Origin of the sequence: Aeromicrobium sp. WCS2018Hpa-31 (assembly GCF_031843905.1) — a bacterium.
Taxonomy (GTDB): Bacteria; Actinomycetota; Actinomycetes; order Propionibacteriales; family Nocardioidaceae; genus Aeromicrobium.
The window spans coordinates 150,511-170,690 of record NZ_JAVTJF010000002.1 but is presented as its reverse complement, the minus strand read 5'-3'; the positions used below and the strand labels follow the sequence as shown (position 1 = coordinate 170,690).

General features: G+C 70.7%; 39 protein-coding genes. 34 read left to right on the top strand and 5 right to left on the bottom strand.

Annotation, left to right across the window (positions count from 1 at the left end; all coding sequences use genetic code 11):
• The first annotated feature begins 14 nt into the window (after nt 1-14).
• From RQG84_RS02930 to RQG84_RS02765, 34 genes are all read left to right on the top strand, one after another.
• A complete protein-coding gene (locus RQG84_RS02930; RefSeq protein WP_311208783.1) occupies nt 15-275 on the top strand; it encodes a helix-turn-helix domain-containing protein in 261 nt (86 codons plus the stop codon).
• Between the two features lie 470 nt (nt 276-745).
• The gene (locus RQG84_RS02925) at nt 746-1,090 is read left to right on the top strand and encodes a hypothetical protein (RefSeq protein WP_311208782.1); all 345 of its coding nucleotides are present in this window, start codon (nt 746-748) and stop codon (nt 1,088-1,090) included.
• Nucleotides 1,078-1,314 (top strand): helix-turn-helix domain-containing protein, encoded by a 237-nt coding sequence (locus tag RQG84_RS02920; RefSeq protein WP_311208781.1) that lies wholly within the window; start codon nt 1,078-1,080, stop codon nt 1,312-1,314. Before RQG84_RS02925 ends, RQG84_RS02920 begins: the two co-directional genes overlap by 13 nt.
• Nucleotides 1,315-1,329: 15 nt before the next feature.
• Entirely contained in the window at nt 1,330-1,833 is a 504-nt protein-coding gene (locus RQG84_RS02915) for a hypothetical protein (protein WP_311208780.1), read from the top strand.
• A gap of 86 nt (nt 1,834-1,919) precedes the next feature.
• A complete protein-coding gene (locus tag RQG84_RS02910) occupies nt 1,920-2,171 on the top strand; it encodes a hypothetical protein (RefSeq protein ID WP_311208779.1) in 252 nt (83 codons plus the stop codon).
• Entirely contained in the window at nt 2,168-2,554 is a 387-nt protein-coding gene (locus RQG84_RS02905) for a hypothetical protein (RefSeq protein ID WP_311208778.1), read from the top strand. The genes RQG84_RS02910 and RQG84_RS02905 overlap by 4 nt, the downstream gene beginning before the upstream one ends.
• Complete coding sequence (locus RQG84_RS02900; RefSeq protein WP_311208777.1) at nt 2,551-3,396, top strand: DUF2303 family protein; 846 nt, start codon at nt 2,551-2,553, stop codon at nt 3,394-3,396. Before RQG84_RS02905 ends, RQG84_RS02900 begins: the two co-directional genes overlap by 4 nt.
• Nucleotides 3,397-3,572: 176 nt before the next feature.
• The gene (locus tag RQG84_RS02895) at nt 3,573-3,929 is read left to right on the top strand and encodes a hypothetical protein (RefSeq protein WP_311208776.1); all 357 of its coding nucleotides are present in this window, start codon (nt 3,573-3,575) and stop codon (nt 3,927-3,929) included.
• Nucleotides 3,926-4,363: a hypothetical protein gene (locus RQG84_RS02890; RefSeq protein ID WP_311208775.1), complete on the top strand. Its 438-nt coding sequence runs from the start codon at nt 3,926-3,928 to the stop codon at nt 4,361-4,363. Before RQG84_RS02895 ends, RQG84_RS02890 begins: the two co-directional genes overlap by 4 nt.
• A complete protein-coding gene (locus tag RQG84_RS02885; protein ID WP_311208774.1) occupies nt 4,357-4,764 on the top strand; it encodes a hypothetical protein in 408 nt (135 codons plus the stop codon). Before RQG84_RS02890 ends, RQG84_RS02885 begins: the two co-directional genes overlap by 7 nt.
• The gene (locus tag RQG84_RS02880; protein WP_311208773.1) at nt 4,761-6,524 is read left to right on the top strand and encodes a DNA cytosine methyltransferase; all 1,764 of its coding nucleotides are present in this window, start codon (nt 4,761-4,763) and stop codon (nt 6,522-6,524) included. Before RQG84_RS02885 ends, RQG84_RS02880 begins: the two co-directional genes overlap by 4 nt.
• Nucleotides 6,521-6,820: a hypothetical protein gene (locus tag RQG84_RS02875; protein ID WP_311208772.1), complete on the top strand. Its 300-nt coding sequence runs from the start codon at nt 6,521-6,523 to the stop codon at nt 6,818-6,820. Before RQG84_RS02880 ends, RQG84_RS02875 begins: the two co-directional genes overlap by 4 nt.
• Nucleotides 6,820-7,023 (top strand): hypothetical protein, encoded by a 204-nt coding sequence (locus RQG84_RS02870; protein WP_311208771.1) that lies wholly within the window; start codon nt 6,820-6,822, stop codon nt 7,021-7,023. The genes RQG84_RS02875 and RQG84_RS02870 overlap by 1 nt, the downstream gene beginning before the upstream one ends.
• Nucleotides 7,020-7,238 (top strand): hypothetical protein, encoded by a 219-nt coding sequence (locus RQG84_RS02865; protein ID WP_311208770.1) that lies wholly within the window; start codon nt 7,020-7,022, stop codon nt 7,236-7,238. The genes RQG84_RS02870 and RQG84_RS02865 overlap by 4 nt, the downstream gene beginning before the upstream one ends.
• On the top strand, nt 7,235-8,152 hold the full coding sequence (locus RQG84_RS02860) for an AAA family ATPase (RefSeq protein ID WP_311208769.1): 918 nt from the start codon (nt 7,235-7,237) through the stop codon (nt 8,150-8,152). Before RQG84_RS02865 ends, RQG84_RS02860 begins: the two co-directional genes overlap by 4 nt.
• Nucleotides 8,149-8,646 (top strand): hypothetical protein, encoded by a 498-nt coding sequence (locus tag RQG84_RS02855; protein WP_311208768.1) that lies wholly within the window; start codon nt 8,149-8,151, stop codon nt 8,644-8,646. Before RQG84_RS02860 ends, RQG84_RS02855 begins: the two co-directional genes overlap by 4 nt.
• Nucleotides 8,643-9,143 carry a hypothetical protein gene (locus RQG84_RS02850; protein ID WP_311208767.1) on the top strand — a complete coding sequence of 167 codons (501 nt, stop codon included), beginning with the start codon at nt 8,643-8,645 and terminating at the stop codon, nt 9,141-9,143. Before RQG84_RS02855 ends, RQG84_RS02850 begins: the two co-directional genes overlap by 4 nt.
• Nucleotides 9,140-9,718 carry a hypothetical protein gene (locus RQG84_RS02845; RefSeq protein WP_311208766.1) on the top strand — a complete coding sequence of 193 codons (579 nt, stop codon included), beginning with the start codon at nt 9,140-9,142 and terminating at the stop codon, nt 9,716-9,718. The genes RQG84_RS02850 and RQG84_RS02845 overlap by 4 nt, the downstream gene beginning before the upstream one ends.
• 18 nt (nt 9,719-9,736) lie before the next feature.
• The gene (locus RQG84_RS02840; RefSeq protein ID WP_311208765.1) at nt 9,737-10,549 is read left to right on the top strand and encodes a hypothetical protein; all 813 of its coding nucleotides are present in this window, start codon (nt 9,737-9,739) and stop codon (nt 10,547-10,549) included.
• Complete coding sequence (locus RQG84_RS02835; protein ID WP_311208764.1) at nt 10,549-11,421, top strand: hypothetical protein; 873 nt, start codon at nt 10,549-10,551, stop codon at nt 11,419-11,421. Before RQG84_RS02840 ends, RQG84_RS02835 begins: the two co-directional genes overlap by 1 nt.
• Nucleotides 11,422-11,423: 2 nt before the next feature.
• Entirely contained in the window at nt 11,424-11,720 is a 297-nt protein-coding gene (locus RQG84_RS02830; RefSeq protein WP_311208763.1) for a hypothetical protein, read from the top strand.
• Nucleotides 11,717-12,148 (top strand): hypothetical protein, encoded by a 432-nt coding sequence (locus RQG84_RS02825; protein ID WP_311208762.1) that lies wholly within the window; start codon nt 11,717-11,719, stop codon nt 12,146-12,148. The genes RQG84_RS02830 and RQG84_RS02825 overlap by 4 nt, the downstream gene beginning before the upstream one ends.
• Nucleotides 12,145-12,318, top strand: a complete 174-nt coding sequence (locus tag RQG84_RS02820; protein ID WP_311208761.1) for a hypothetical protein — start codon at nt 12,145-12,147, stop codon at nt 12,316-12,318. The genes RQG84_RS02825 and RQG84_RS02820 overlap by 4 nt, the downstream gene beginning before the upstream one ends.
• A complete protein-coding gene (locus tag RQG84_RS02815) occupies nt 12,315-12,575 on the top strand; it encodes a hypothetical protein (protein ID WP_311208760.1) in 261 nt (86 codons plus the stop codon). The genes RQG84_RS02820 and RQG84_RS02815 overlap by 4 nt, the downstream gene beginning before the upstream one ends.
• 125 nt (nt 12,576-12,700) lie before the next feature.
• On the top strand, nt 12,701-13,102 hold the full coding sequence (locus RQG84_RS02810) for a hypothetical protein (RefSeq protein WP_311208759.1): 402 nt from the start codon (nt 12,701-12,703) through the stop codon (nt 13,100-13,102).
• Nucleotides 13,099-13,386 (top strand): DUF3039 domain-containing protein, encoded by a 288-nt coding sequence (locus tag RQG84_RS02805; protein ID WP_311208758.1) that lies wholly within the window; start codon nt 13,099-13,101, stop codon nt 13,384-13,386. The genes RQG84_RS02810 and RQG84_RS02805 overlap by 4 nt, the downstream gene beginning before the upstream one ends.
• Nucleotides 13,383-13,823 (top strand): hypothetical protein, encoded by a 441-nt coding sequence (locus tag RQG84_RS02800; RefSeq protein ID WP_311208757.1) that lies wholly within the window; start codon nt 13,383-13,385, stop codon nt 13,821-13,823. The genes RQG84_RS02805 and RQG84_RS02800 overlap by 4 nt, the downstream gene beginning before the upstream one ends.
• Complete coding sequence (locus RQG84_RS02795) at nt 13,820-14,308, top strand: hypothetical protein (protein WP_311208756.1); 489 nt, start codon at nt 13,820-13,822, stop codon at nt 14,306-14,308. The genes RQG84_RS02800 and RQG84_RS02795 overlap by 4 nt, the downstream gene beginning before the upstream one ends.
• Nucleotides 14,309-14,334: 26 nt before the next feature.
• On the top strand, nt 14,335-14,961 hold the full coding sequence (locus RQG84_RS02790; RefSeq protein ID WP_311208755.1) for a hypothetical protein: 627 nt from the start codon (nt 14,335-14,337) through the stop codon (nt 14,959-14,961).
• A 118-nt stretch (nt 14,962-15,079) separates the two neighbouring features.
• Complete coding sequence (locus RQG84_RS02785; RefSeq protein ID WP_311208754.1) at nt 15,080-15,307, top strand: hypothetical protein; 228 nt, start codon at nt 15,080-15,082, stop codon at nt 15,305-15,307.
• Nucleotides 15,308-15,330: 23 nt separating this feature from the next.
• Nucleotides 15,331-15,618 (top strand): hypothetical protein, encoded by a 288-nt coding sequence (locus RQG84_RS02780; protein WP_311208753.1) that lies wholly within the window; start codon nt 15,331-15,333, stop codon nt 15,616-15,618.
• Nucleotides 15,615-15,773 carry a hypothetical protein gene (locus tag RQG84_RS02775; protein ID WP_311208752.1) on the top strand — a complete coding sequence of 53 codons (159 nt, stop codon included), beginning with the start codon at nt 15,615-15,617 and terminating at the stop codon, nt 15,771-15,773. Before RQG84_RS02780 ends, RQG84_RS02775 begins: the two co-directional genes overlap by 4 nt.
• Before the next feature lie 134 nt (nt 15,774-15,907).
• Nucleotides 15,908-16,798, top strand: coding sequence for a hypothetical protein (locus tag RQG84_RS02770; protein WP_311208751.1), 891 nt, complete (start codon nt 15,908-15,910; stop codon nt 16,796-16,798).
• Nucleotides 16,795-17,076, top strand: coding sequence for a hypothetical protein (locus tag RQG84_RS02765; RefSeq protein ID WP_311208750.1), 282 nt, complete (start codon nt 16,795-16,797; stop codon nt 17,074-17,076). The genes RQG84_RS02770 and RQG84_RS02765 overlap by 4 nt, the downstream gene beginning before the upstream one ends.
• Before the next feature lie 218 nt (nt 17,077-17,294).
• On the opposite strand, the gene RQG84_RS02760 is transcribed toward RQG84_RS02765, so the two are convergent.
• The 5 genes from RQG84_RS02760 to RQG84_RS02740 form a co-directional block, all read right to left on the bottom strand.
• Entirely contained in the window at nt 17,295-17,756 is a 462-nt protein-coding gene (locus RQG84_RS02760) for an SHOCT domain-containing protein (RefSeq protein WP_311208749.1), read from the bottom strand.
• Nucleotides 17,757-18,303: 547 nt separating this feature from the next.
• On the bottom strand, nt 18,304-18,540 hold the full coding sequence (locus RQG84_RS02755; RefSeq protein ID WP_311208748.1) for a hypothetical protein: 237 nt from the start codon (nt 18,538-18,540) through the stop codon (nt 18,304-18,306).
• Between the two features lie 263 nt (nt 18,541-18,803).
• On the bottom strand, nt 18,804-18,932 hold the full coding sequence (locus tag RQG84_RS02750) for a hypothetical protein (RefSeq protein ID WP_311208747.1): 129 nt from the start codon (nt 18,930-18,932) through the stop codon (nt 18,804-18,806).
• Nucleotides 18,933-19,025: 93 nt separating this feature from the next.
• Nucleotides 19,026-19,343, bottom strand: a complete 318-nt coding sequence (locus RQG84_RS02745) for a hypothetical protein (protein WP_311208746.1) — start codon at nt 19,341-19,343, stop codon at nt 19,026-19,028.
• Between the two features lie 120 nt (nt 19,344-19,463).
• Entirely contained in the window at nt 19,464-20,090 is a 627-nt protein-coding gene (locus tag RQG84_RS02740) for a hypothetical protein (RefSeq protein WP_311208745.1), read from the bottom strand.
• Nucleotides 20,091-20,180 lie beyond the last annotated feature (90 nt).

The window sequence follows — 20,180 nt, the reverse complement described above, 5'->3', positions numbered from 1 at the left end:
CTAGATTCATTCCCATGAGGGAAACAGCGAAGCGGGGACGGCCCGCCGAGGCCAGGCAGCAGGAGGCCGAGCGACTCGGCGTCGCGCTGCGGGCCCTTCGGCTCAGCGCCGACATGACCGTGCGTGAGCTCGCCCTCGAAGCGGGCGTCAGCCTGCGCTACCTGTCCCAGGCCGAGAACGGTCTGGTCAACGTCACCGACGGGTGGGTCCGAATCGTCACCGAGACGATCGGTCGCCACCTCGCTGCCCAGCGAGACCTCGCCGCCACCGGCTGACGGTCTCCCACCGACTCAGACGCACGCCCCTGCCGGGACGTGGGTCTGGCGCACTACGCCCCGATGCGGGCTCGCACCCATCACAACTCGACAGCGTGAGGCCCCACACCGGGGCCGGAATCGACAGGCAATCCAAGGAACGCAGGGCACTCCTCTGCGGCGGTCCTGGCCTGTCGCGGACCAAGAGGTCACCGCCACCGGAACGTGCGGCCCTCGACGCGGCCCGTCAACCACCACCAACGACCGAAACCTCCTGCGTCGCGCCCACCGCCACGACCCCTCCGGGGCGAGCGGATCACTGGGTCAAAGACGACGGCAGGAGCCCGGCACGCCCGCACCCCCGACATGGGGGACGGGTCACAGATGCCGGGTACAGCCGTGCCTCGCACGCCGCGACATGCGGCCGGCGGGCAGCCCGTCGAGCCGGGCCACGGCACTCCATCACACCAGCACGACCGAACGGAGACACCATGTCGACACCTTCCGTCGAGCAGCCCTCACCCACCGTCGACGACGGCATGGAGGCGCGGCTCGCAGCATTCGCCCAGCTCGACGGCGGTGCCCGCGCCGACGCCGAGACGCCCCTGCTCCGCGAGCTGATCCTGGCCACCGGCCGAGCGGCCAACGGTGGCGAGTTCACCTCCGACGACATCCGCCCGCACCTGCCGATGGTGAACATGAACCGCATCGGCCGCGTGTTCGCGTCGCTCAAGGCCGAGGGGCGACTGGTCGAGACCGGCTGGCGGTCCTCGAAGGTGCCGTCGGCCCACGGCCGCAAGGTCGGCGTCTACAGGTTGGCCGAATGGCTGCAGTGACCACCGACGACGCGGACGCCGAGTACCTGCCGCTGCTCATGAAGCGCAGCCGCGCCGCGCTCGAGCTGTCCATGTCCGAGCGCGAGGTCATCCGCCTCATCCACGCCGGTCAGCTCCGCGAGAAGTGGGTCGGCGGCAAGAACGGCTCCGCACGGATCACCCGCGAGTCGCTGCTCGCCTACATCGACGCGCAGCCCGACGAACGTCCCACCCCAACCACGTGAGCCAGGAGGCCACCCATGGAGACGAACGAGACCAGCACCGCACCCCAGCTACCGCCGCGCAGCGGCAAGGGATCGAGCACCGAGGCGTGGGCGGCGTTCGCGGCCGACCACGGCATCACCGTTGCCGACGACGCCGACCGCGACACGATCATCGCCGCCGTCGACGCCGTGTTCCTCACTCCTCGCGGGCCGTGGACGGTCGACGACCCCGAGCAGCCCGACGAGAGGACCGTGCTCGCCGACGGGCCGGGGCGGACGTTCGCGATGACGCCCGCTGGGCTCACGTTCACGTACGCCCTGGACACCGGCAGCACCGTCCGGGTGTGGCAGTACCCGGCGCCCAAGCCGAAGGCGCTCGCGACGCTCGACGAGTCGTCCGCCGCGTCCGTCACCTCCTGGCGCGTCAGGGTGCTCGACGCCGACGGCAAGGTCGCCGCGACGTCGTCGTCGAACCTCGACCGCACCTACTCGACCGCCGAGGTGAACACGCTCATCGAGCGCCTCACCACGCCGTCCTGACCCACCCCAAGACCAGGGGCCCGGCTCGCACTTCCCCGCGAGCCGGGCCCCTGCGGCATCACCACACCATCACCGGAAGGAACACCATGCCCAACCAGACCGCCAAGACCGCGGCCTCGCCGCCCGCCAAGGAGGGGCCCAAGGCGACGCGCCGCGACCTGCTCCACGTCGCCTACGTCCCCATCGCGAAGTCGGACAACACCACGTCGTTCGACGACATCGTCGTGTTCGGTACCCGACTCGAGGCCGTCGAGTACGGGCTCGAGCACGGGGCGAAGGTCGCCACGCTCACGAAGGGCCAGTCGCTCCGCGAGTCGCTCGGCAAGGGTCAGTCGTGAGCGCCGACGACCTGGCCGAGGACGAGCAGCACAACCGCCCGTTCACCGCGTGGCTGCGGGAGGTGCAGAACGGCCGGACGCACGAGGAGCTCACCGAGAAGCTCGCCGACGTCGTCGCGGCCGTCCGGGAGACCGGCAAGGCCGGGAAGCTGCAGCTCACGCTCACGATCAAGCCCATGAAGGGCAACGTCGACATGCTCCTCGTCGACGACACCGTCGTCGTCAAGGCGCCGCAGCACGACCGGAAGTCGTCGCTGTTCTTCCCGGACGAGAACGGCAACCTCACCCGGTCCGACCCGAACCAGCTCACGTTCGATGAGCCGCTCAAGGCGGTCGCGTCGAAGGACGAGCCCGTCAAGAACATCAAGGAGAACCAGGCATGAGCATCACCCATCTGGACGACGAGACCGTCGCGTCCATCACCAGCCTCGCCGAGCACGCCGCGAAGCCAGTCGAGGTGTGGGAGGGCAGCCGCTACGCCGTGGTCGTGCCCGCCGGTGCCAGCCTCGCCGAGCTGGACCTCGACCGCGACGAGTTCCGCAACCACCCGCGCCGCAAGAAGGGCACCGTCCACGTCCACGACATCGACGGGTTCGCCGACTACTTCGCCCGACACTACGAGCCCGCCGACGCCGAGGTGTGGGCCGACATCCTGCAGCGTCGCATCACCGGCGTGCTCAACGGCCACGCCAACGGCGCCGCCGGCGCGGCCGGATGGCGCGACCACCGCGTCGTGTTCGAGGCCAAGCCGACCGACCCGTGGAAGGCGTGGCTCGCCGTCGACGGGAAGCTGATCCCGCAGAAGGAGTTCGCGGACTTCCTCGAGGACAACGCGCAGGACATCCGGGTGCCCGACGCGGCCGTCATGCTCGAGGTCGCGCAGACGCTCGAGGGCTACACCGGCGTCGAGTGGCAGTCGAGCCAGCGCACCTCCAACGGCGAGCGGAAGTTCGCCTACAGCGAGACCGCGACAGCCCGCGCCGGGCAGACCGGAGACCTCGTCGTCCCCGAGAAGCTCGAGCTGGCCCTGCGGCCATTCGAGGGCGCCGGCCTCTACAAGGTCGAGGCGCGGTTCCGCTACCGCATCAGCAACGGCCAGCTCACGCTCGGCGTCCGCCTCGACCGCCCCGACGAGGTCCTCGTCCACGCGTTCGAGGACGTCATCGTCGCGCTCGGCACCGCGCTGCCCGACGACGCGCAGATCACCCGCGGGTCGATCGGCTGACCTGCAGCGCACCGCACCACCCCCATGAGGGCCCGTCCGAACCATCACGTCGGACGGGCCCTCGTGCTTCCCCTGAACGGAGACCCCATGTTCAACGGCTACACCCTCCTCGCCGTGCTCGCCGCGTGGCCGCTCGCACACCTGATCGTCGCCGCCCTCAACGGACGCCGCGCACGATGAGCGACCTCACGCAGGCCGACATCGACGAAGCCATCGCCGATTACCAGCAGCGCATCGACGACCTCTGTCGACGTCGCGAGGCGCCCCCGTGCCAGGACGTGTCCATGGCTGGCCGACCCCGCACAGACGAGGCGCAGTCGGGGGCCGTCGCCGCCATCGATCGGTCCCACAGGATCATCGCCCACCAGGTCTACGTCCCCACGCTCACCGTGCAGGGTCACCCCGACGCCGTCGTGCTCCCCGACGGGTCCATCGGCCTCATGTGGTCCGACGGCTCCATGCCCGCCATGCTCACGGATTCCGTCGTCCGCGTGATCGCCGCCGCGATCCTCTCCACCGGCGAGGCGACGTGATCCCGGCCAGCGAGGCGCTCGTCGACTACGTGGAGCTCATGCGGACCCTGCCCGACGGCCCCGGCAAGACCCAGCGGATCGAGTGGTGGCGTGAGCACGCGCCCACTGTCGAGGCGCAGGCGTTCGTCCTCGGGTTCCTCACGACGCTCGCCGCCGACATCGCCATGCGGGTCACCTGCGGGTGCGCGATGCACCAGGGGAAGCCGCTCGAGGTCTCCGAGGACACCGGGCGCGCAGACGCCACGATCCGTCGGCTCATCAACGCGAGCCGGTTCGGTGACCGGCCACTCGTGGTCTCCCTCATCACGCTCGTCCTCGACGCCTACCAGGGCAAGCACGGCACCGACGGAAAGACCTTCGCAGTCGATGTTCGCGACCGACTCGAGCGCATCGTCATCAACGGTCAGAAGACGCTCGGCTGGTCGACGTGGTGACCGTGCACGAGTTCGTGCTCGTGGTCCCGATGGCCAACGTCGTCACCCTCAACGACCGACTCAACCGCCGCTACGACGGCGCCCGGAAGATCAAGGTCCTGCGACAGATCGGGCGGCTCGCCATCCGTCAGCACCGCGTCCCGGCGCTCACGGGCGCAGACCTGACCGTCCGAATCGGGTGGCCGAACCGGCAACGCCGCGACGCCCACAACCTGGTCCTCACGCTCAAGGCGCTGATCGACGGGATGGTCGACGCCGACCTGCTGCCCGACGACGACGACGCCCACCTCACCGGCCCGGACCTGCGGACCTACATCGCCCGCGTCCCGAAGTCCGTCGTCCTCACCTTCACGTTCACCGAGCGGCCCGTGGCCGTCGTCCCCGAGGAACCCCACTCATGACCCTCACCGTGACCGATCTGTTCGCCGGATTCGGCGGCGCCTCGTCCGGCGCGATCCTCGTCCAGGGGGTGCGCGTCGCCATGGCCGCGAACCACTGGCAGCTCGCCGTCGACGTCCACACCGCGAACCACCAGGACACCGACCACGCCCACGTCGACCTCCACCTCGAAGACCCGTCGTTCTTCCCCACCACCGACATCCTGTGGGCCTCGCCCGAGTGCACGCAGTGGTCGCAGGCCAACGGCAAGAAGGCCGACCTCGCGCCCATCCTCGGCGGCTGGTCCCTGTTCGACGACCTCGACGACGACCTCAAGGTCGACGCCGACGAGGACGTCGCGACCCGCTCCCGCCTGCTCATGTTCGACGTCCTCCGGTTCGTCGACCACCACCGCTACCGGTACGGCGTCGTCGAGAACGTCGTCGACATCGCCACCAAGGCCGCGTACCGGCCCGCGTGGGAGGCGTGGCAGCGCGGGCTCACGAACCTCGGCTACTCCTACCGGGTCGTGTCGCTCAACAGCATGCACGCCCAGGCGCTCGGCGACCCCGCCCCGCAGTCCCGCGACCGGCTCTACGTCGTGTTCTGGCGCAACGACCAGCCCGCCCCCGACGTCGACCGCTTCATGCGCCCCCGCGGCCACTGCTCGCGCTGCGACACCGTCGTGGAGACGTTCCAGGCGTGGAAGAACGGCCGGACCGTCGGCAAGTACCGCCAGCAGTACGTCTACCTGTGCACGACGCCCGGGTGCGGCACTCAGGTCGAGCCCGGCTACCTGCCCGCCGCCGCCGCGATCGACTGGTCGCTGCCCGGCAAGCGGATCGGCGACCGGAAACGGCCCCTAGCCGACAAGACCCGCGCCCGCATCACGGCCGGCATCGCGAAGTACTGGTCGCTGCCGCAGGTCGTCGAGGCTGCCGGGAACACCTACGACGCCACCAACCATCGCCACCCCGGGCACGGCGACCCGAACAGCTACTACCGGTCCTGGCCGGTCGACCAGGTCCTGCGGTCCCTGCACACCACGGCATCGAAGGCGCTCGCGGTGCCGCTCGAGGGCCGCGACGGGAAGTCCGCGAAGCCGCTGTCGGACCCGTTCCGGACTCAGACCGCCCGCCACGACCTCGCCCTCGCCTACCCGCCGTTCATCGCGGAACTGCGTGGCGGCGGCTCGAAGGCACGGTCGACCGCAGACCCGATGTCGACCGTCACGGCGTCGGGCAACCACCACGCGCTCGTCATGCGGAACAACGGGTCGAGGGGCGCCGGCGGCGAAATGGTCACGCCAGCGTCGGAGTACCTCCGCACGCTCACGACCGCCGGCCACCAGTCGCTCCTCGCGCCGTACTACGGCAACAGCGAGACGGCCCAGCCCGTCGCTGACCCGGTCGGCACGCTCACCACCCGCGACCGGTACGCGCTCATCATGCGCAACAACGGCGTCCGCGGCGGACACCCCGCCCGGCACACCACCCCGGCCGACGAGCACCTGCGGACGCTCACCGCGTCGGGTCCGATCCCGTCACTGCTCACGCCGGGCGACATCGAAGCCGCCGCGGCCCAGGTCGACGACTGCCTGTTCCGGATGCTCGAGCCCCACGAGGTCGGCGCCGGGATGGCGTTCGCGTCCGACTACATCGTGCTCGGCACCCGCCGCCAGCAGGTCAAGGGCTACGGCAACGCCGTCACCCCGCCCGCCGCACGCGACCTCATCGGCGCCATCGCCGAGGTCGCCCACCAGGAAGAGGCCACAGCAGCATGAACTCAACGTCGAACCTGCCCGAGGCGCTCGCGCTCACCTTCCTCGTCATCATCGTGATCGTCGTCGCCGCCGTCGTGTGCGTGCTCATCGTGTCGTTCGCTCAGCACGAAGCCGACGAGGTCCGAGCGCACCGCGCCGACCTCGCTGCGGCGTCCGAGGAGAGGTCCGCGACCCGCTCGTGGGCCGCATGGCTGTCCGGTCCGTGCAAGACGTCGCTCGCGGAGAACGAGGAGTGGGCCAGGGCGCGACTTCACGACGCCGCGTCCGCCCGTCGCCACGACGAGAGCGTCGAGTGATGGCCGACGCCTACCTCGAGCGGCTCGAGGGCGCGGAGCGTGACGCCATGCGCCGGGCGAGTGCACCGCGTGACGTCGTGCCCGAGGAGTACTGGCAGGACTACCCGCCGTGCAAGCGGTTCGGCTGCACGCAGCTCGGCGAGGTCGGCGGGTTCTGCCCCGACCACGCGCCCGCGCACGTGATGCAGGAGTACCTCCCGTGAGGGCCATGAACGGCAACACGTCGAACCGGGTCGTGACCGACGACGGCGTCGTGATCGTCGGCGGACACCGCCAGGGGAAGGTCATCCGGCTGCGCACCGGGCGATGGATTTTCGCTCGTCCCGGCGGCGAGTTCACGAGCAAGTCGTGGCCGAACCAGGAGGAGGCCATCGACGCGCTCCTCAGCACACCACCCCCCAAGAAGGACACACCGTGACCGACAGTCCGTCCCTGTTCCTGCCCGCCGTGCGCGAAGCCCGCCACGCCCGCGTGGCGCTGTCCGGCCCGTCCGGGTCCGGGAAGACGTACACCGCGCTGCTCATCGCTCACCAGCTCGGAGAGCGCATCGCGGTGATCGACACCGAGCGCCGTTCCGCCGGCACGTACGTCGGCGTCAACGGGTGGTCGTTCGACCACCACGCTCCCCCGTTCTTCGCGCCCGGGTCGCTGACCCAGCTCCTCGGCGACGCGGCCGAGTCCGGGCACGACGTCGTCGTGGTCGACTCACTGACGCAGTACTGGTCCGGGCCCGACGGGATGCTCGAGCTGGCCGACAGCCTCAAGACCCGCAACGACGTCCGGTCGGGATGGAACGAGGCCCGGCCCATCGAGCGGCAGATGTTCAACGCGCTCGCGACCTACCCCGGGCACGTGATCGTCACCCACCGGGTGAAGACCGAGCACGTCGTCGACGTCGCCGAGGACGGCCGGAAGGTCGCCCGCGTCATCGGCCTCAAGCCCGAGCAGCGCGACGGCATCGAGTACGAGTTCGACATCGTCGCCGACCTCGACGAGCAGCACCACCTGCAGGTCACGAAGTCCCGCGTCCCCGAGGTGCCCGCCGGCCGCTACCCGGACGCCGCGTCGCCCGCGTTCACGGGCGCGCTGACGACGTGGTGCGCCGACGGCGTCCGCGTCGACTCCCCCACCGAGGTCCGCGACCGCGTCCTCAACACCGACGACCCCGAGGTCGTCAACGCGGCCGGGTTCTACATCACCCAGCACGGCCTCACCGAGGCGCCCGTGCGCGACCAGCACGGCGAGACCGTCCGGCTCATCGACCTCGTCATCGCCCGCCACCAGCAGATGCAGCGCGCCGCCGCTGCCCGACAGAACGGACCGACCCCATGAAGCAGCCCATCACCACCGAGGACATCCGGCCCGGCGACCTCATCCGTTGGGAGTCGACCACGATCGACGGGCTCGCCCGCGAGTACCGCGCCACCGGCAACGAGAAGCAGAAGCCTGGTGAGTCCGGCAACCTGTTCCGCATCGGCCATCCCGTCGCCGACAGTCTCCCGTCCGAGCTGACGCTCGGACGGCTCGAGTGGCAGCTCGACGGGCGCCCCTTCGCGGAAGTGGCCGAGTGGGTTGTGTTCCGCCAGCAGATGATCGGGGGCAGCACCGGCATCCCCATCGCCGCCGTCACAAGGTTCACCCCCGTGGTCGCCGTCGACAAGGCCCTGATCGAGTCGCTCGTGAACTCGCACCGCGAGGCCGGGCACTACATCCCGGCGCACGACCGGAACCTCTCCCCGGGCAGGCTCTACTTCGACGTCGTCGACCACTTCCTCAAGACGCTCGCCGCGACCGACGCGCACTACGCAGCGAAGAACCCCCGGTGAGCGCCCGCAACGCGGCCGTCCGCGCCGCCATCATCAAGTTCCTCATCGACCAGCTGCGTGCGGCCGAGACCGTCGTCAAGGCCGAGGTCACCGAGCACCTCGACCGAGGAGACCGGAAGCACGCCCGGCTCGACGACGACACCGACGTCGCGACCGTGTCCGTGTCCGATCCGAAGGGCACGACGAAGGTCGTCGGCCGCGAGACGTTCCTCGCGTGGGTCGAGGACAACTACCCGACCGCGATCGTCACCACCAAGAACGTGTCGCCCGCGTGGGAGAAGTCGTTCCTCGACAGGCTCGACGTCGGCGACCACGGCGCCGTCGACACCGACACCGGCGAGCTCGTGCCCGGCGTCGAGCGCCGCGTCGGCGACCCGACCGTGTCCACGCGCATCAGCCCGGCGCAGCTCGCCGCGCTCGCCGAGGCGTTCCGCGATGGCCGCATCGGCGACCACGTCCGCGAGATTGTCACCGACACTCTCGCCATCGAGTCGTGAGCACCGTCGCGCTGCTGCCCCCGCTCACGTCGGGCGGGGGCGCGTGGCCCGGCGAACCTCTCACCGAAGCGCGCCCGTACCTGCGGACCCGACGAATGGGCCGCTGGCACCAGCCGAGGTCCGGCTACCGCATCGACCGCGTCGACCGCACCGTCGTGGCCCTGTGGTGCGGACAGCACATCAACGACCTCGAGCACGCCGTCGCCTGCGACACCCCACCCGACGGCGAACCCGCCTGCGGGACGTGCGCCGGTCGACGCGCTGGGTACGCGGGCGACGACGGCCTCATCTTCCAGCCGTGGACCATCGACCGCCCGGACACGTGTCCCGGCTGGCGTGGGCTCTACGAGGCCCTGCCGCGCACTCGTGTGGCCCGGTGCCTCACCTGCGGTGCGCTCGCGCCTCTGCGGGCCGTCGGCGGCTGGCACACCGGCGACGAGGTCATCGCCCGCCACGAGACCGGCGAGCAGCTCGTCGACCCGTGCCCGTTCCACGCCTGGCGCAACCTCGCCCGCGACCCCACGAGCCCGACCCCGACGGTCGTCTGCTCGTGCCTGCTCGCGGGCCTCTACTGACCCATCAGGAGACCCACCGTGACCACCATCGCAACCAACGACCCCCGCCACGGCCTGAACTCCGGCTACGTCGCCGGGTGCCGCGCCCCATGCTGCGCGCTCGCCCACTTCCGAGCGAACAAGGAACGCACCCTGCACCGGAGTCGCTACGGCTCCTGCCGCCACACCCACGACGAGGTTCTCGCCGTGCTCGGGTACTGGCTGCAGCAGGGCCTCACGCCACACGCGCTCGCCGAAGCCGCTGGCCTGGCGCGGACCGACCTCGCGCAGACGTTCCGGCTCAAGAGCCCCGTCAACCGCGGCACCTTCGCGAAGCTCCGCGACATCACCGAGGACGACCTGCCCGACACCGCGCTGGTCAACTCCGACCTGACACGCCGCCGCATCTACTCCCTCATGGCCGGCGGCATCAAGCAGCAGGACATGCCGCTGAACCCCCGAGGCACGTGGCGGGATCGACCGAAGGTGCAGGTCCAGATGGCGCGCACCATCCGAGAGTTCTTCCAGGCCAACGAGTTCGTGGTCGGACCGTCCGCACACACCGCGGCGCGGGCCCGCAACGCCGGGCACCTCCCTCCGATCGCATGGGATGACCCCGGCTCCCTAGCCGACATCCACGACACGTTCGACGTCCTCGACGACGCGACCTACGTCGACAGCGTCGTCGTCGAGCGGCTGCTCGCTGGCGTCGTCGTGCCGACCACCCCGGCCGAGCGCCGGGCAGTCGTCGCGGCGTACCGCGAGTCCGGGAAGTCGCTGACCCAGCTCGCGAAGGCGACCGGGTGGAACCCGCACCGCTACACCGCTGAGCCGGAAGAGGAGGCCGCGTAATGCCCTGGTTCCGGACCGACGACAAGTTCCACGACCACCGCAAGACCCGACGTGCCGTCCGCTCCGCGAAGCCCAAGAAGCGCGACGCCGCCGCGATCGGCCTGTGGACCCTCGCGGGCACGTGGTCGTCGGACCACCTGCGTGACGGGTTCGTGCCCGCCGACGAGCTCGACCGATGGGACGACGACGGGGAGGCCCTGGCCGAACGTCTCGTCGAGGCCGGGTTCTGGCAGCACGCGACCGACGAGGACGGCGAGCCCGGCTACCAGTTCGTCAACTGGTCCGAGCACCAGCCCACGAAGGCCGACGTCGAGGCGAAGCGCGCCGAGGCTCGGGACCGGATGGCACGACACCGTCAGCGCCAGCGCACGTCCCCCGAACGTGAGTCAGATGTTCGTGCGAACACGGAGCGAACTTCGCGAGGTGTTCGTGAACCCCGGCCCGAGCCCGGCCCGACCCGACCCTCTGCTGCTGCCGCAGCAGACCGCGAGCGCAGCGGCGGCGGCGATGCTCCGCGACCTCTTCCGGGCGACGTGGACATCCTGCGGTCGAAGATGGCTGCTCACGTCGCCCTGGCAGGGCTCCGGTGGGACATCGACGACGACCGGCTCAAGGCCATCAGCGCGCTCATCGCACGCCACGGCGACGACCGGCTCGTCGAGTGGGCGCTGCGGACTTGCCAGAACCCGCCCCCGCGTTTCGCGTCTGCGTTCATCGGCACGTGGGAGGCCATCGGCGCTCCTCGAGCCGTCGAGGCCACCCGCCCGGCCGTCACGTGTGACGTGTGCGGGCAGTCCAAGCGGTCGTGCGAGCTGGCCGCATCCACCCAGCCGAAGAACGACCGACACGTCTTCCAACCGAGGAGTGCATGACCATGACCGCCACCCACATCGCCACCGTCTATGCCGTCGTCCGAGCCGAGCGCCGCCGCTACGGAACGGCCCACCCTGACACCGGGTTGCGGCCCGTCGACTCGATCAAGGTCGAGCGGGTCACGCAGACCTACCCGCGTACGGTCCACCCGAACACCGTCGTGGTGAAGCTGCAGCTGCAGGTGCCCGACAGCGCGTTCGCGCCGCTGCTGCCGAACGCGGTCATCGCGGTGCCCGAGTCCATGATCGACCAGCCCGTACACGTCGAGGCCGTCACGCCGTCCGAGGACGGCCGGTGAGACGCGTGGTCGACGCGGTCCGCGACATCATCCGCACCGCGGCCCGCCGGCGCCGCCCGACAGCGTCGCCGCTCATCGCCGGGTTCGACGGCTCGAGAGATGCCCACGGGCTGTCGTGGCTCGGCATGCGCGTCCGCGACACGTTCGGCGTCCGATCACCGTCCGCCGAGCAACTCGCGAACCCGGCGCTGCGCGACTACGTCGAGCGGTGGGCCGCGGGCATCCGGCAGGCCCTCAAAGCGCAGATCACGGTCGTGGCCGACGTGCAGCCCTTCATCCGACGGATGGAGAGCGTCGGGCGGCAGATGAACGACGCCGCCTACCTGCGGGCCGTGAAACGTCGCGAGCTGGCCGAAGCCCGCGACTGGTTCGACCAGCACGTGCAGGACATCTACGACGACCTCGGACTCAAAAGGCCCACCCCATGATCCTCCGCAACATCCTCGGCGTCACCGCCGCGCTGCTCCTGCTCGTCATCCTGTTCTTTGGGAGCGTCGCCCTCGCGCAACGTCGGTTCGGCGACGCGGGCGCCGGCGCAATGCTCATGTCGTGGGTCATCGCGGTCCTCGTGTGGGTCGCCGTGTGGGGGCTCGGATGAGCACCCCCGCAGCGATGTCCGGCCCCGACCACTTCCGCGAGGCCGAGAGGCTCCTCGGCGAGGCGTCGGTCGAGACGTGGGAGTCGGCCTCGGTTGCGTCCGTGCTCGCCGCCCGGGCGCAGGTTCACGCGACGCTCGCGCTCGCCGCGGTCACCCTCGACACCCACACGTCGCCGACTGCGCTCAAGGCGGGGAAGGGCGAGCGCGAGTGGGTCCGCCTGCTGCACACCGCCTCGGACACCGAGGCGGTGCCGTAGTGCGCCGGCTGCTCATCGCTCGACTCATCTGCGCCCGACGCGGTCACGACTGGTGGCCAACGTCGGGCGCCGTCATCTGCTGGCGCTGCACCACTTCCCACCCACTCACGAAGGACTGATCCACCATGACCAAGAAGCTCACCACCATCACCGCCGTGCTCGCGCTGCTCCTCGGCGCCGCGGCCTGCACCACTGAGGCCGACACCGTCAACGAGAACCTGTCGAAGGAGGCCGAGGGGTTCAAGGTCGAACGCCGCATCGTGTTCGTCAACGGCATCACCGACAAGTACCTCCTGACCATCCAGGGCCGATGCTCGATCGAGAACGACGGCCGGAAGGTCGACGTCATCTGCAAGGTCGGCGACGGCCAGTACAAGCGCAACACCCTCGGGCTCTCCGACAACGTCACCTACGTCTCGGAGCAGGTCGAGACGTCCGACGTCGACCCGTTCCGCTACAAGCTCGTGTTCCGTCCCGAGTCGATCGTCCCCGACATCGACCTGCAGACCAGCGGGGACGCGCAGTGAGCGCGGCGGCCACCCTCGACCGACCCATTGTCGAGACCAACACGACCACCGACCCTGTCGACGCGACGCACATCGTGCAGACGCCCGCCGGCGAGCCCGACGAGACGCCGCACGCGTACGTCATGCGCGCCCGGATCGAGGGATTTCCCATCGTCGCGCTCTGCGGGTACGTTTTCGTCCCCCAGCACGACCCGGCACCCCGGCCCGTGTGCGAACCGTGCAAGGCCGAGTTCGAGCGTGACCCACACGGCCACGGCGACCGCGACCGTCTGCCTGACGCATGAGCACCCTCGACCTCGACGGGATCACGTGGACTCTCGCCATCTGTGGCGAGTGCTCTGAGCCGCTGTCGCTCGTGAACGGGCTGCCCGCCTCGCCGTGGACCCTGCACGTGAACGAGAAGCGGCAGCACCTCATCCGCCCCCACGATCGGACGTGCGCCGCGCTGCTCGCGACCGTCATCGCACAGAAGCTCGGCCGCGCACACCGCGGCGACGACGTCGTCGCCGCCCGAGCGGTCGTCGAGTTCATCCGCGACACGCTCCTCGCCCGCGGGCAGGAGTCGGCCGCGCTGCACATCGACGCGCACGCCGACGCCGAAGCCGAGCGCACCGGATGGGACGGCTCGCCCGGCCTGCTCGGCAACTGGGTCAACGGCATCCGTGACGGCGCCCGTCTGCTGCGTGGGGAGGTGCCACGCGCACCTGAGGAGGCGCAGTGAGCACGCTCGTCCATCAGCTCGTGCTCGCGTCGCCCGACCGCGGCGACGGCCACGACGTCACCGGCGAGCCGGGCGACTGCTGGCGCACGTGCATCGCGAACATGCTCGGCGTCCACCCGTCGACCGTCCCGAACTTCGTCCGCTACCGCTCGTGGATGGACGAGGCCCGCCGGTGGCTCCGCGCACGCGGCTACGACTACGGCTACGTCATCGGCGGCGTCGAGGGCCTGCGGAACCTCCGCGACGACCTCGACGAGGGCGCCTGGTTCATCGTGACCGGGCCCAGCCCCCGCGGCCCGTGGCGGCACTGCGTCCTCATGGACCGCGACCTGCAGCTCGTCCACGACCCGCACCCGTCCGGGCTCGGGATCATCACCGACGACGAGACCGAGGTCGAGGTCGAGCTGGTCCAAGAGGGCCTGTTCGACCGGGCGCCGCAGCCGATGCCGATGCTCACCGCCACGTCGCGCCGGACCGCGGCATGAGCGACCTCGACGAGCAGCTCGAGCGCATGCAGGCCGACGGCCGGATCACCGTCCACGACGCCGACGAGGTGCGCAGGTTCGCTGCGTTCCTCGCTGACGCCCCATCCCACGCCGACCGAGGCACCGAGCACGGCCGGCGGTCCTTCCTCAACGCGTGGGCCCACTACTACCCCGACGACTACGCCCGCGCCCTGCAAGACGGCAGAGCACGTCCACACCACACCGGAGGAACCATGCACGCCATCACCACGCACGACGAGAACACCCTCAACAAGGTCTATGAGGCGCTGCTTGGCAGCGACTACGTCTACCTGTCCAGGCAGCAAGCAACCGACCTGATCAACCGGATGCAGAATGCCGGCCTCGTGTTCCGGGAGCGTGTCGACCACCCGACCACGGTCGCGCTCTACGAGACCGAGGAGGCGTTCTACGGGGCCGAGCCGAGCGACACCGTCGTGATCCGCGACAACGGCGGCGAACAGTGGCAGGCGTGGTCCACCGAAGACGGCGACTGGTACGTCACCCGCCCCCGGAACGAGGACGACGGCCACGGCCCCGACGAAGACATCAACCGGCCCATCGGACCTCTGCCCCTCGACGCGCTTCCTCTGCCCTGGACTGTGTGGCAGCTCGGCTACAGCGAAGTGTCCTGACCGTGGCGTGCCAGTTCGCAGCCCTCCCCGAGCATCGGGCGTCGGAGTGCCCGCGATGCAACCCGACCGGGTGGATGAAGCCATCCGCCCCGCGGCCCACGACCACTGAGGAGACCCCATGATCACGACCAGCACGGGCACGACCATCACCACCGAGCCGTCACCGGCCGGCGAGCTCGTCATCCTCTCCAGCCCCGACGCGCCCGCCGACCTGCGCACGATCGAGGCGGGACGCTTCGCCACGTTCGGCGACGGCCTCGGGTTCCAACCCGCGCCGTTCTTCCCCGGCGTCCTGTCGGCCGAGACGCTGCGCGGCATCGCCGAGCTGCTTGAGCAGTCCCGATGACGGCGCGACCTGTGGTGCGCGACGTGTCCCAGTACCGGGCGTCCGAGCTGCGGACCACGCTCGCCGTGCTCGGCGACCGGGCCGCGGAGACAGCCGCCGAAGTGCAGGCGGAACTCGACGAGGTGACGACTCACCTCGAAGCGCTGTCCGCGTTCAGGGAGCGGATGAAGTTCGGAAGCGCCATGCCTCACCATCCCGGGGCAGTCATGACGTGGCTCATCGAGCAGGGATGGACTCCACCACCGGGGGTGCTGCTTCTCGACTACCCCGACGAGGTCGAGCCCGACGAGTCGATGGAGGACACCGCGTGACCCGAAGCAACCTCGTGCCCAGCCCGCCGCAGCGGGCGCTCGCGCTGGCCATCCTCGTGCTGGCCCTCGTTGCGTCGCTGCTCGGCGACCACGGGTGGGGCGTCCTCGCCGTCATCACCACGTGGCTCGTACTCGACACAGGAGACGTCCGATGATCCCGTACTGCACCTGGTCCGACCTCCCCCGCCGGACGTGCTCTTGCACGGCGTGCGCCGACTACCGCGCCAGCGAGGTGAGCGTCGACGAACGCGCAGAGGCGATGCGCCGGGTCATCGCTGACGGGACGCTGGTGAGCGTCGAGCTTGGGTGGGTCTCGCTCGGCGTCGAGCACCTGCGGCAGACCCCGACCCCGGCGCCCGAGCCGTACGTCCCGAAGCGGCCCACGATCGAGCGCGACAGCCCGCCCACCGGTGAGCCGTGCATGAACGGGTGCGAGCGTCTCGACACCGCGGCCGGGCGCCTCGAGCCCGTCCGTACCCACCCGCCCTACGTCGTGTGCGACGCGTGTGTCGAACGGGTCCTCGGGTTCGTCGACACCATCGGCCAGCACTACCCCCGGCTCGACGGGTTCATCCTCCCGGGCTCGGCGGAGGTCGACCCGGACACACCCGCGGGCCCACGTGACGACCACTCCGTCGTCCCGCTACGGGTCGCGGTCGTGGACCTGACGGACTCCCGGCACCTGCGGGTCGTCGAAGTCGACGAAGACGGCCGACACCGGCACATGGACCCCGCCCGTCCGCCGCTGGCGAACGTGCGTGGCGTCACCGGCGTGGTGCAGCGGTGGGCCCAGCAGATGCGCGTCGAGCGCAACAGCGCGGGCCCGGACCGGCCGACGCTCGACACCGAGCTCGGGTACGTCGAGGACCACCTCGACTACGCGCTCTCGCGGCCGTGGGCGCCGTCCATGTTCCACGACCTGCGGAAGGTCCAGTCCCGGGTCCTCGACGCCGTCGGCATCCAGCGCCGTCGACCGATCGCGTTCTGCGACACCCTGCTCGACGACCCCGACACAGACGAGCCCCCGTACACGTGCGGCGGGCCCATGTTCGCGCTCCGCGACACGTTCGGCGTCGTCTGCACCCGGTGCCATCGCCGGTACGGCGTCGATGAGCTGACCCCCGGCGCACGACGACCGCTCGTGACCCGACGCCTCACCCCGAAGGAGAAGACCGCGTGACCACCTCGACCGCTCGACGTGTCCCCCCGCCCGTCACGTGGGACCAGGCGTCGATCCTGCAGTACGCCACCATGCAGGCCCTGGCCGACGTCTACGGCTGGCCCATCATCACGATGCGACGGGCCGTCGCCGCCGGCCACATCCACCCGGTCGGGACCGCCCCCGGCGGCGCGCACCTGTTCCACGTCCCGACCGTGCTCGCCGCGGCCGAGCACCACGGATGGAAGCGGAAGACGACACGACCACCCGCGAAGGTCGAGGAACGCGCTCCCGAGTGATCCGTCGACTGATAGCATCTTCCGCAGGTGGAAGAACTGCACCCAAAACCGGCCCGCGTGGTCGGTTTTCTGCGTTCTAGGGCCACTTTTGCGGTGCTGACCGGGCTCCGGTGACCGGTCGAGCATCGGTCGCGTGGCCGGGTGACGGCCCACGAGCACGGCGACGGACTGACCAGCATCCGCGCCTCTCGCCCATCACCCGGCCGCGCCGCCCGGCGTCAGCCCGCGAGGAACCGCCGCTTGGCTTCCTCGAACTCTTCGTCGGACACGATCCCCTCGTCCCGCAGCGCCGCGAGGTCACGCAGCCGGTCCGCACCACCCGGCGCCGTTGCGCCGGGCTCGGCTGGCGCCTGCTCGGCCTTGAGCGCCATCACGGCCGCGCCGAACGCCTCAGCCTCACGCAGGTGCTTGCGGCCCGGCTTCAACGGCAACAGGTACGGGTCGGACGACACCGACAGCGACGGGCCCGGCGTCGACTGGTGGAACGACCCGCCAGCCACGACCGCCCGGTACCCGCGCTGCCCGATGGCCGCGTTCGCCGACACGAACCCCTCGACCATCCGCAGCGGGACCTCAGTCTTGCCCGCCGGTGGCCGCCGGATCACGAGCCGGTCACCCTCGACCCACATCGCCGAACCCATCCAGCCGGACACCTTTAACGGTGGCTTGCTCTTGCCCATCGTGCTCCCTGTCGTCGTCGTGGAGGAGGTGCACCAGCATGGCCGACCTGAACCCCGGGAACAACCTCAAGCACTACTGGACCCGCGACCCCCGCGGCCTCGCGAAGTGGGTCACCAAGCCGCACCCCTGGACCGCGCTCTAGCGGCAGCTCCGCAAGCACGTCGGCTCCGCACGAGCGAAGCGCATCGCGTCGCAGTGGTTCAAAGACGTGTTCGGCATCTGGCCCGGCGAGCGCAAGGGCCAGAACCCATTCGGCCCCGGCTGAGCGGCGCAGGAGAGCGCCGGGCACGCGTCAACGTCCGGCCACGGTGACGAAGGATGCTCACGACCCGGCCCGGTGGACTGCATGTCCCCCGGCGTCGGATGAGGCACACCTGCGCGGCCCCGGCACTCTCCTGCACCGCCCACCCTGGCGCTGGCGCGCCGCCCCTCACCCGAGAACGGAGAGAACCGGGAAGGGACGGCGCGCTGCGACGCCAACGCGAATCCACGGACCACCGGCCCATCACAGCAAGTCGCCCGCCGTGCTGACGCGCAGGACGCAGCCTACTTGGCCTCGTCCTGCGGGTCGCCACGGCGCAGGTCCGTGCGAGCACCGGCCCCCGGGCGCGTCTCGAGCCACTTCCGGACCGCTGCACGCGAGTACACCGGCGTCCGGCCGAACATCTTCACCCGCGCCGGCGCGTACCCGCGACGCTCGTACGTCCGGAACGTCTCGACATCGACCTTCGCCATGTCCGCGGCCTCGCTCGCGGTGATGAGGTCATCGGGCTCGCTCGTCATGGGCACATCCTCTCGCGTCGCGGTCGCAGCCTCAGCGGCGACGCGCTGCGCCTCCCGGCGCGGCTTCGGTCGCGGCTGACGCTTCGGCGCCTTGTCCCCGTGCTCGGGCCGCTTCGCCGGCCTCGCGTGGTCTGTGCGGCTCATGGTTTCTCCGTTCTGGCCCGGTGATGGTCGGGCCGTCTGTTGGTGGTGGCGAGTCGGGCGACTCACGCCCCGCACCGGCTTGGTTCTGGCTTGCCGGTGCGGGACGTGCTACGCCCGGGTCACGGGTAGGTCAGCGTGTAGGGCACGTGCGGCGCGACCAGCGCCACGAGCAGCACGCTCGCCGTGATCGTCCACGCCGCGACCCGCAGCGCGTAGCAGTAGAACGCCAGCGGCTCGATATCGTCCATGGTCAGGCCCGCCTCAGTAGTGCGCGCCGGTGACGAGCAGGCAGCCGATGACGAACCCGGCGACGAGCACGAACGCGGTGAGTCGAAGGAACCTCATGCTCGGGCCCCCTGCTCGTGTCCGGCCGCGATCGTCGCGGCGTGGAGCTCCTCGCAGAGGTGCACGAGCATCCCGAGCATCGTGGACCTCTTGCCGGCCTCGTAACCCTCGGCGTACTCCGTGCTCGCCGCGATGCGCGCCGCCACGGTCTCGTCCTCGCCGAACACGATGCACGTCGCGCCGCAGTCGACGCAGGTGCCCGGGCAGAACGGGATTCCGTCGCCCATGTCGGGCCCGGCGTAGTCCGGGTCCAGGTCGGCCGCGGCGACCGGGTCCGCGAGCACTCGCGCCCCGTAGCAGTCAGAACAACGCATGGTGTCTCCGTTCGTGGTGGCCCGGTGATGGTGGGGCCGTGGTGGTGGTGAGTCGGGCGACTCGTGCCCGGCACGAGCGCGGGGCTCGTGCGGGACGCGTTACGCCCGCCTGCGGGTCGCTCACACGCTCACCGGGGCTCCGGTGCCGATGAGCAGCCGCTCGGCGCCCTGCGCGACCGCTGCGGCCCGCTCGACGACGTCGACGCTCAGGCCGAGCGCGTCGGCCTCGTCCTCGTCGATCCCGCCGAGCGTCAGCACCGCGACCGACAGCAGCGCCGCGAACGCGTCCCGGTCCGCCGTGAGCGCGTCGACCGCAGCCGCGACGGGGTCCACCCGCGACGCCGCCGCGATGGCGTCGTCGATACGCAGCCGCCAGGTGCCATCCGTGCGACGCGACGGCGGAACGATCATGTCGGCCGACTGCGCCCACCCGTCGACCGTGGGCCCGTGCAGGTTGAGCCGCGTCACGTAGGTCCACTCCATCGCCTCGAGCGCGTCCGTCGGGTCCGCCTCGTCGAGGTCGAGCAGCGCGACGCCGTCGGCATCCTGCACGCCCTTGAACCGCATCTGCTCGTCGCCGTCGTCGTCGTACACGGACCCGAGCAGCACGGTCGCCGCGGTCGGGTACGCCTCGCGCACCGTCGTGGCGATGACGCCGGCCAGGGTCCGCATGTAGGCGGTCTCGCGCTCGATGACGGCCGTCTCCTGCCGGTTGGCCTGCTCCGTCAGCGTCGTGGTGGTGGTCATGGTGTCTCCGTTCGTGGTGGCCCGGTGATGGTCGGGCCGTGGTGGTGGTGAGTCGGGCGACTCACGCCGGACACGGTGCGCCCCCTGGCA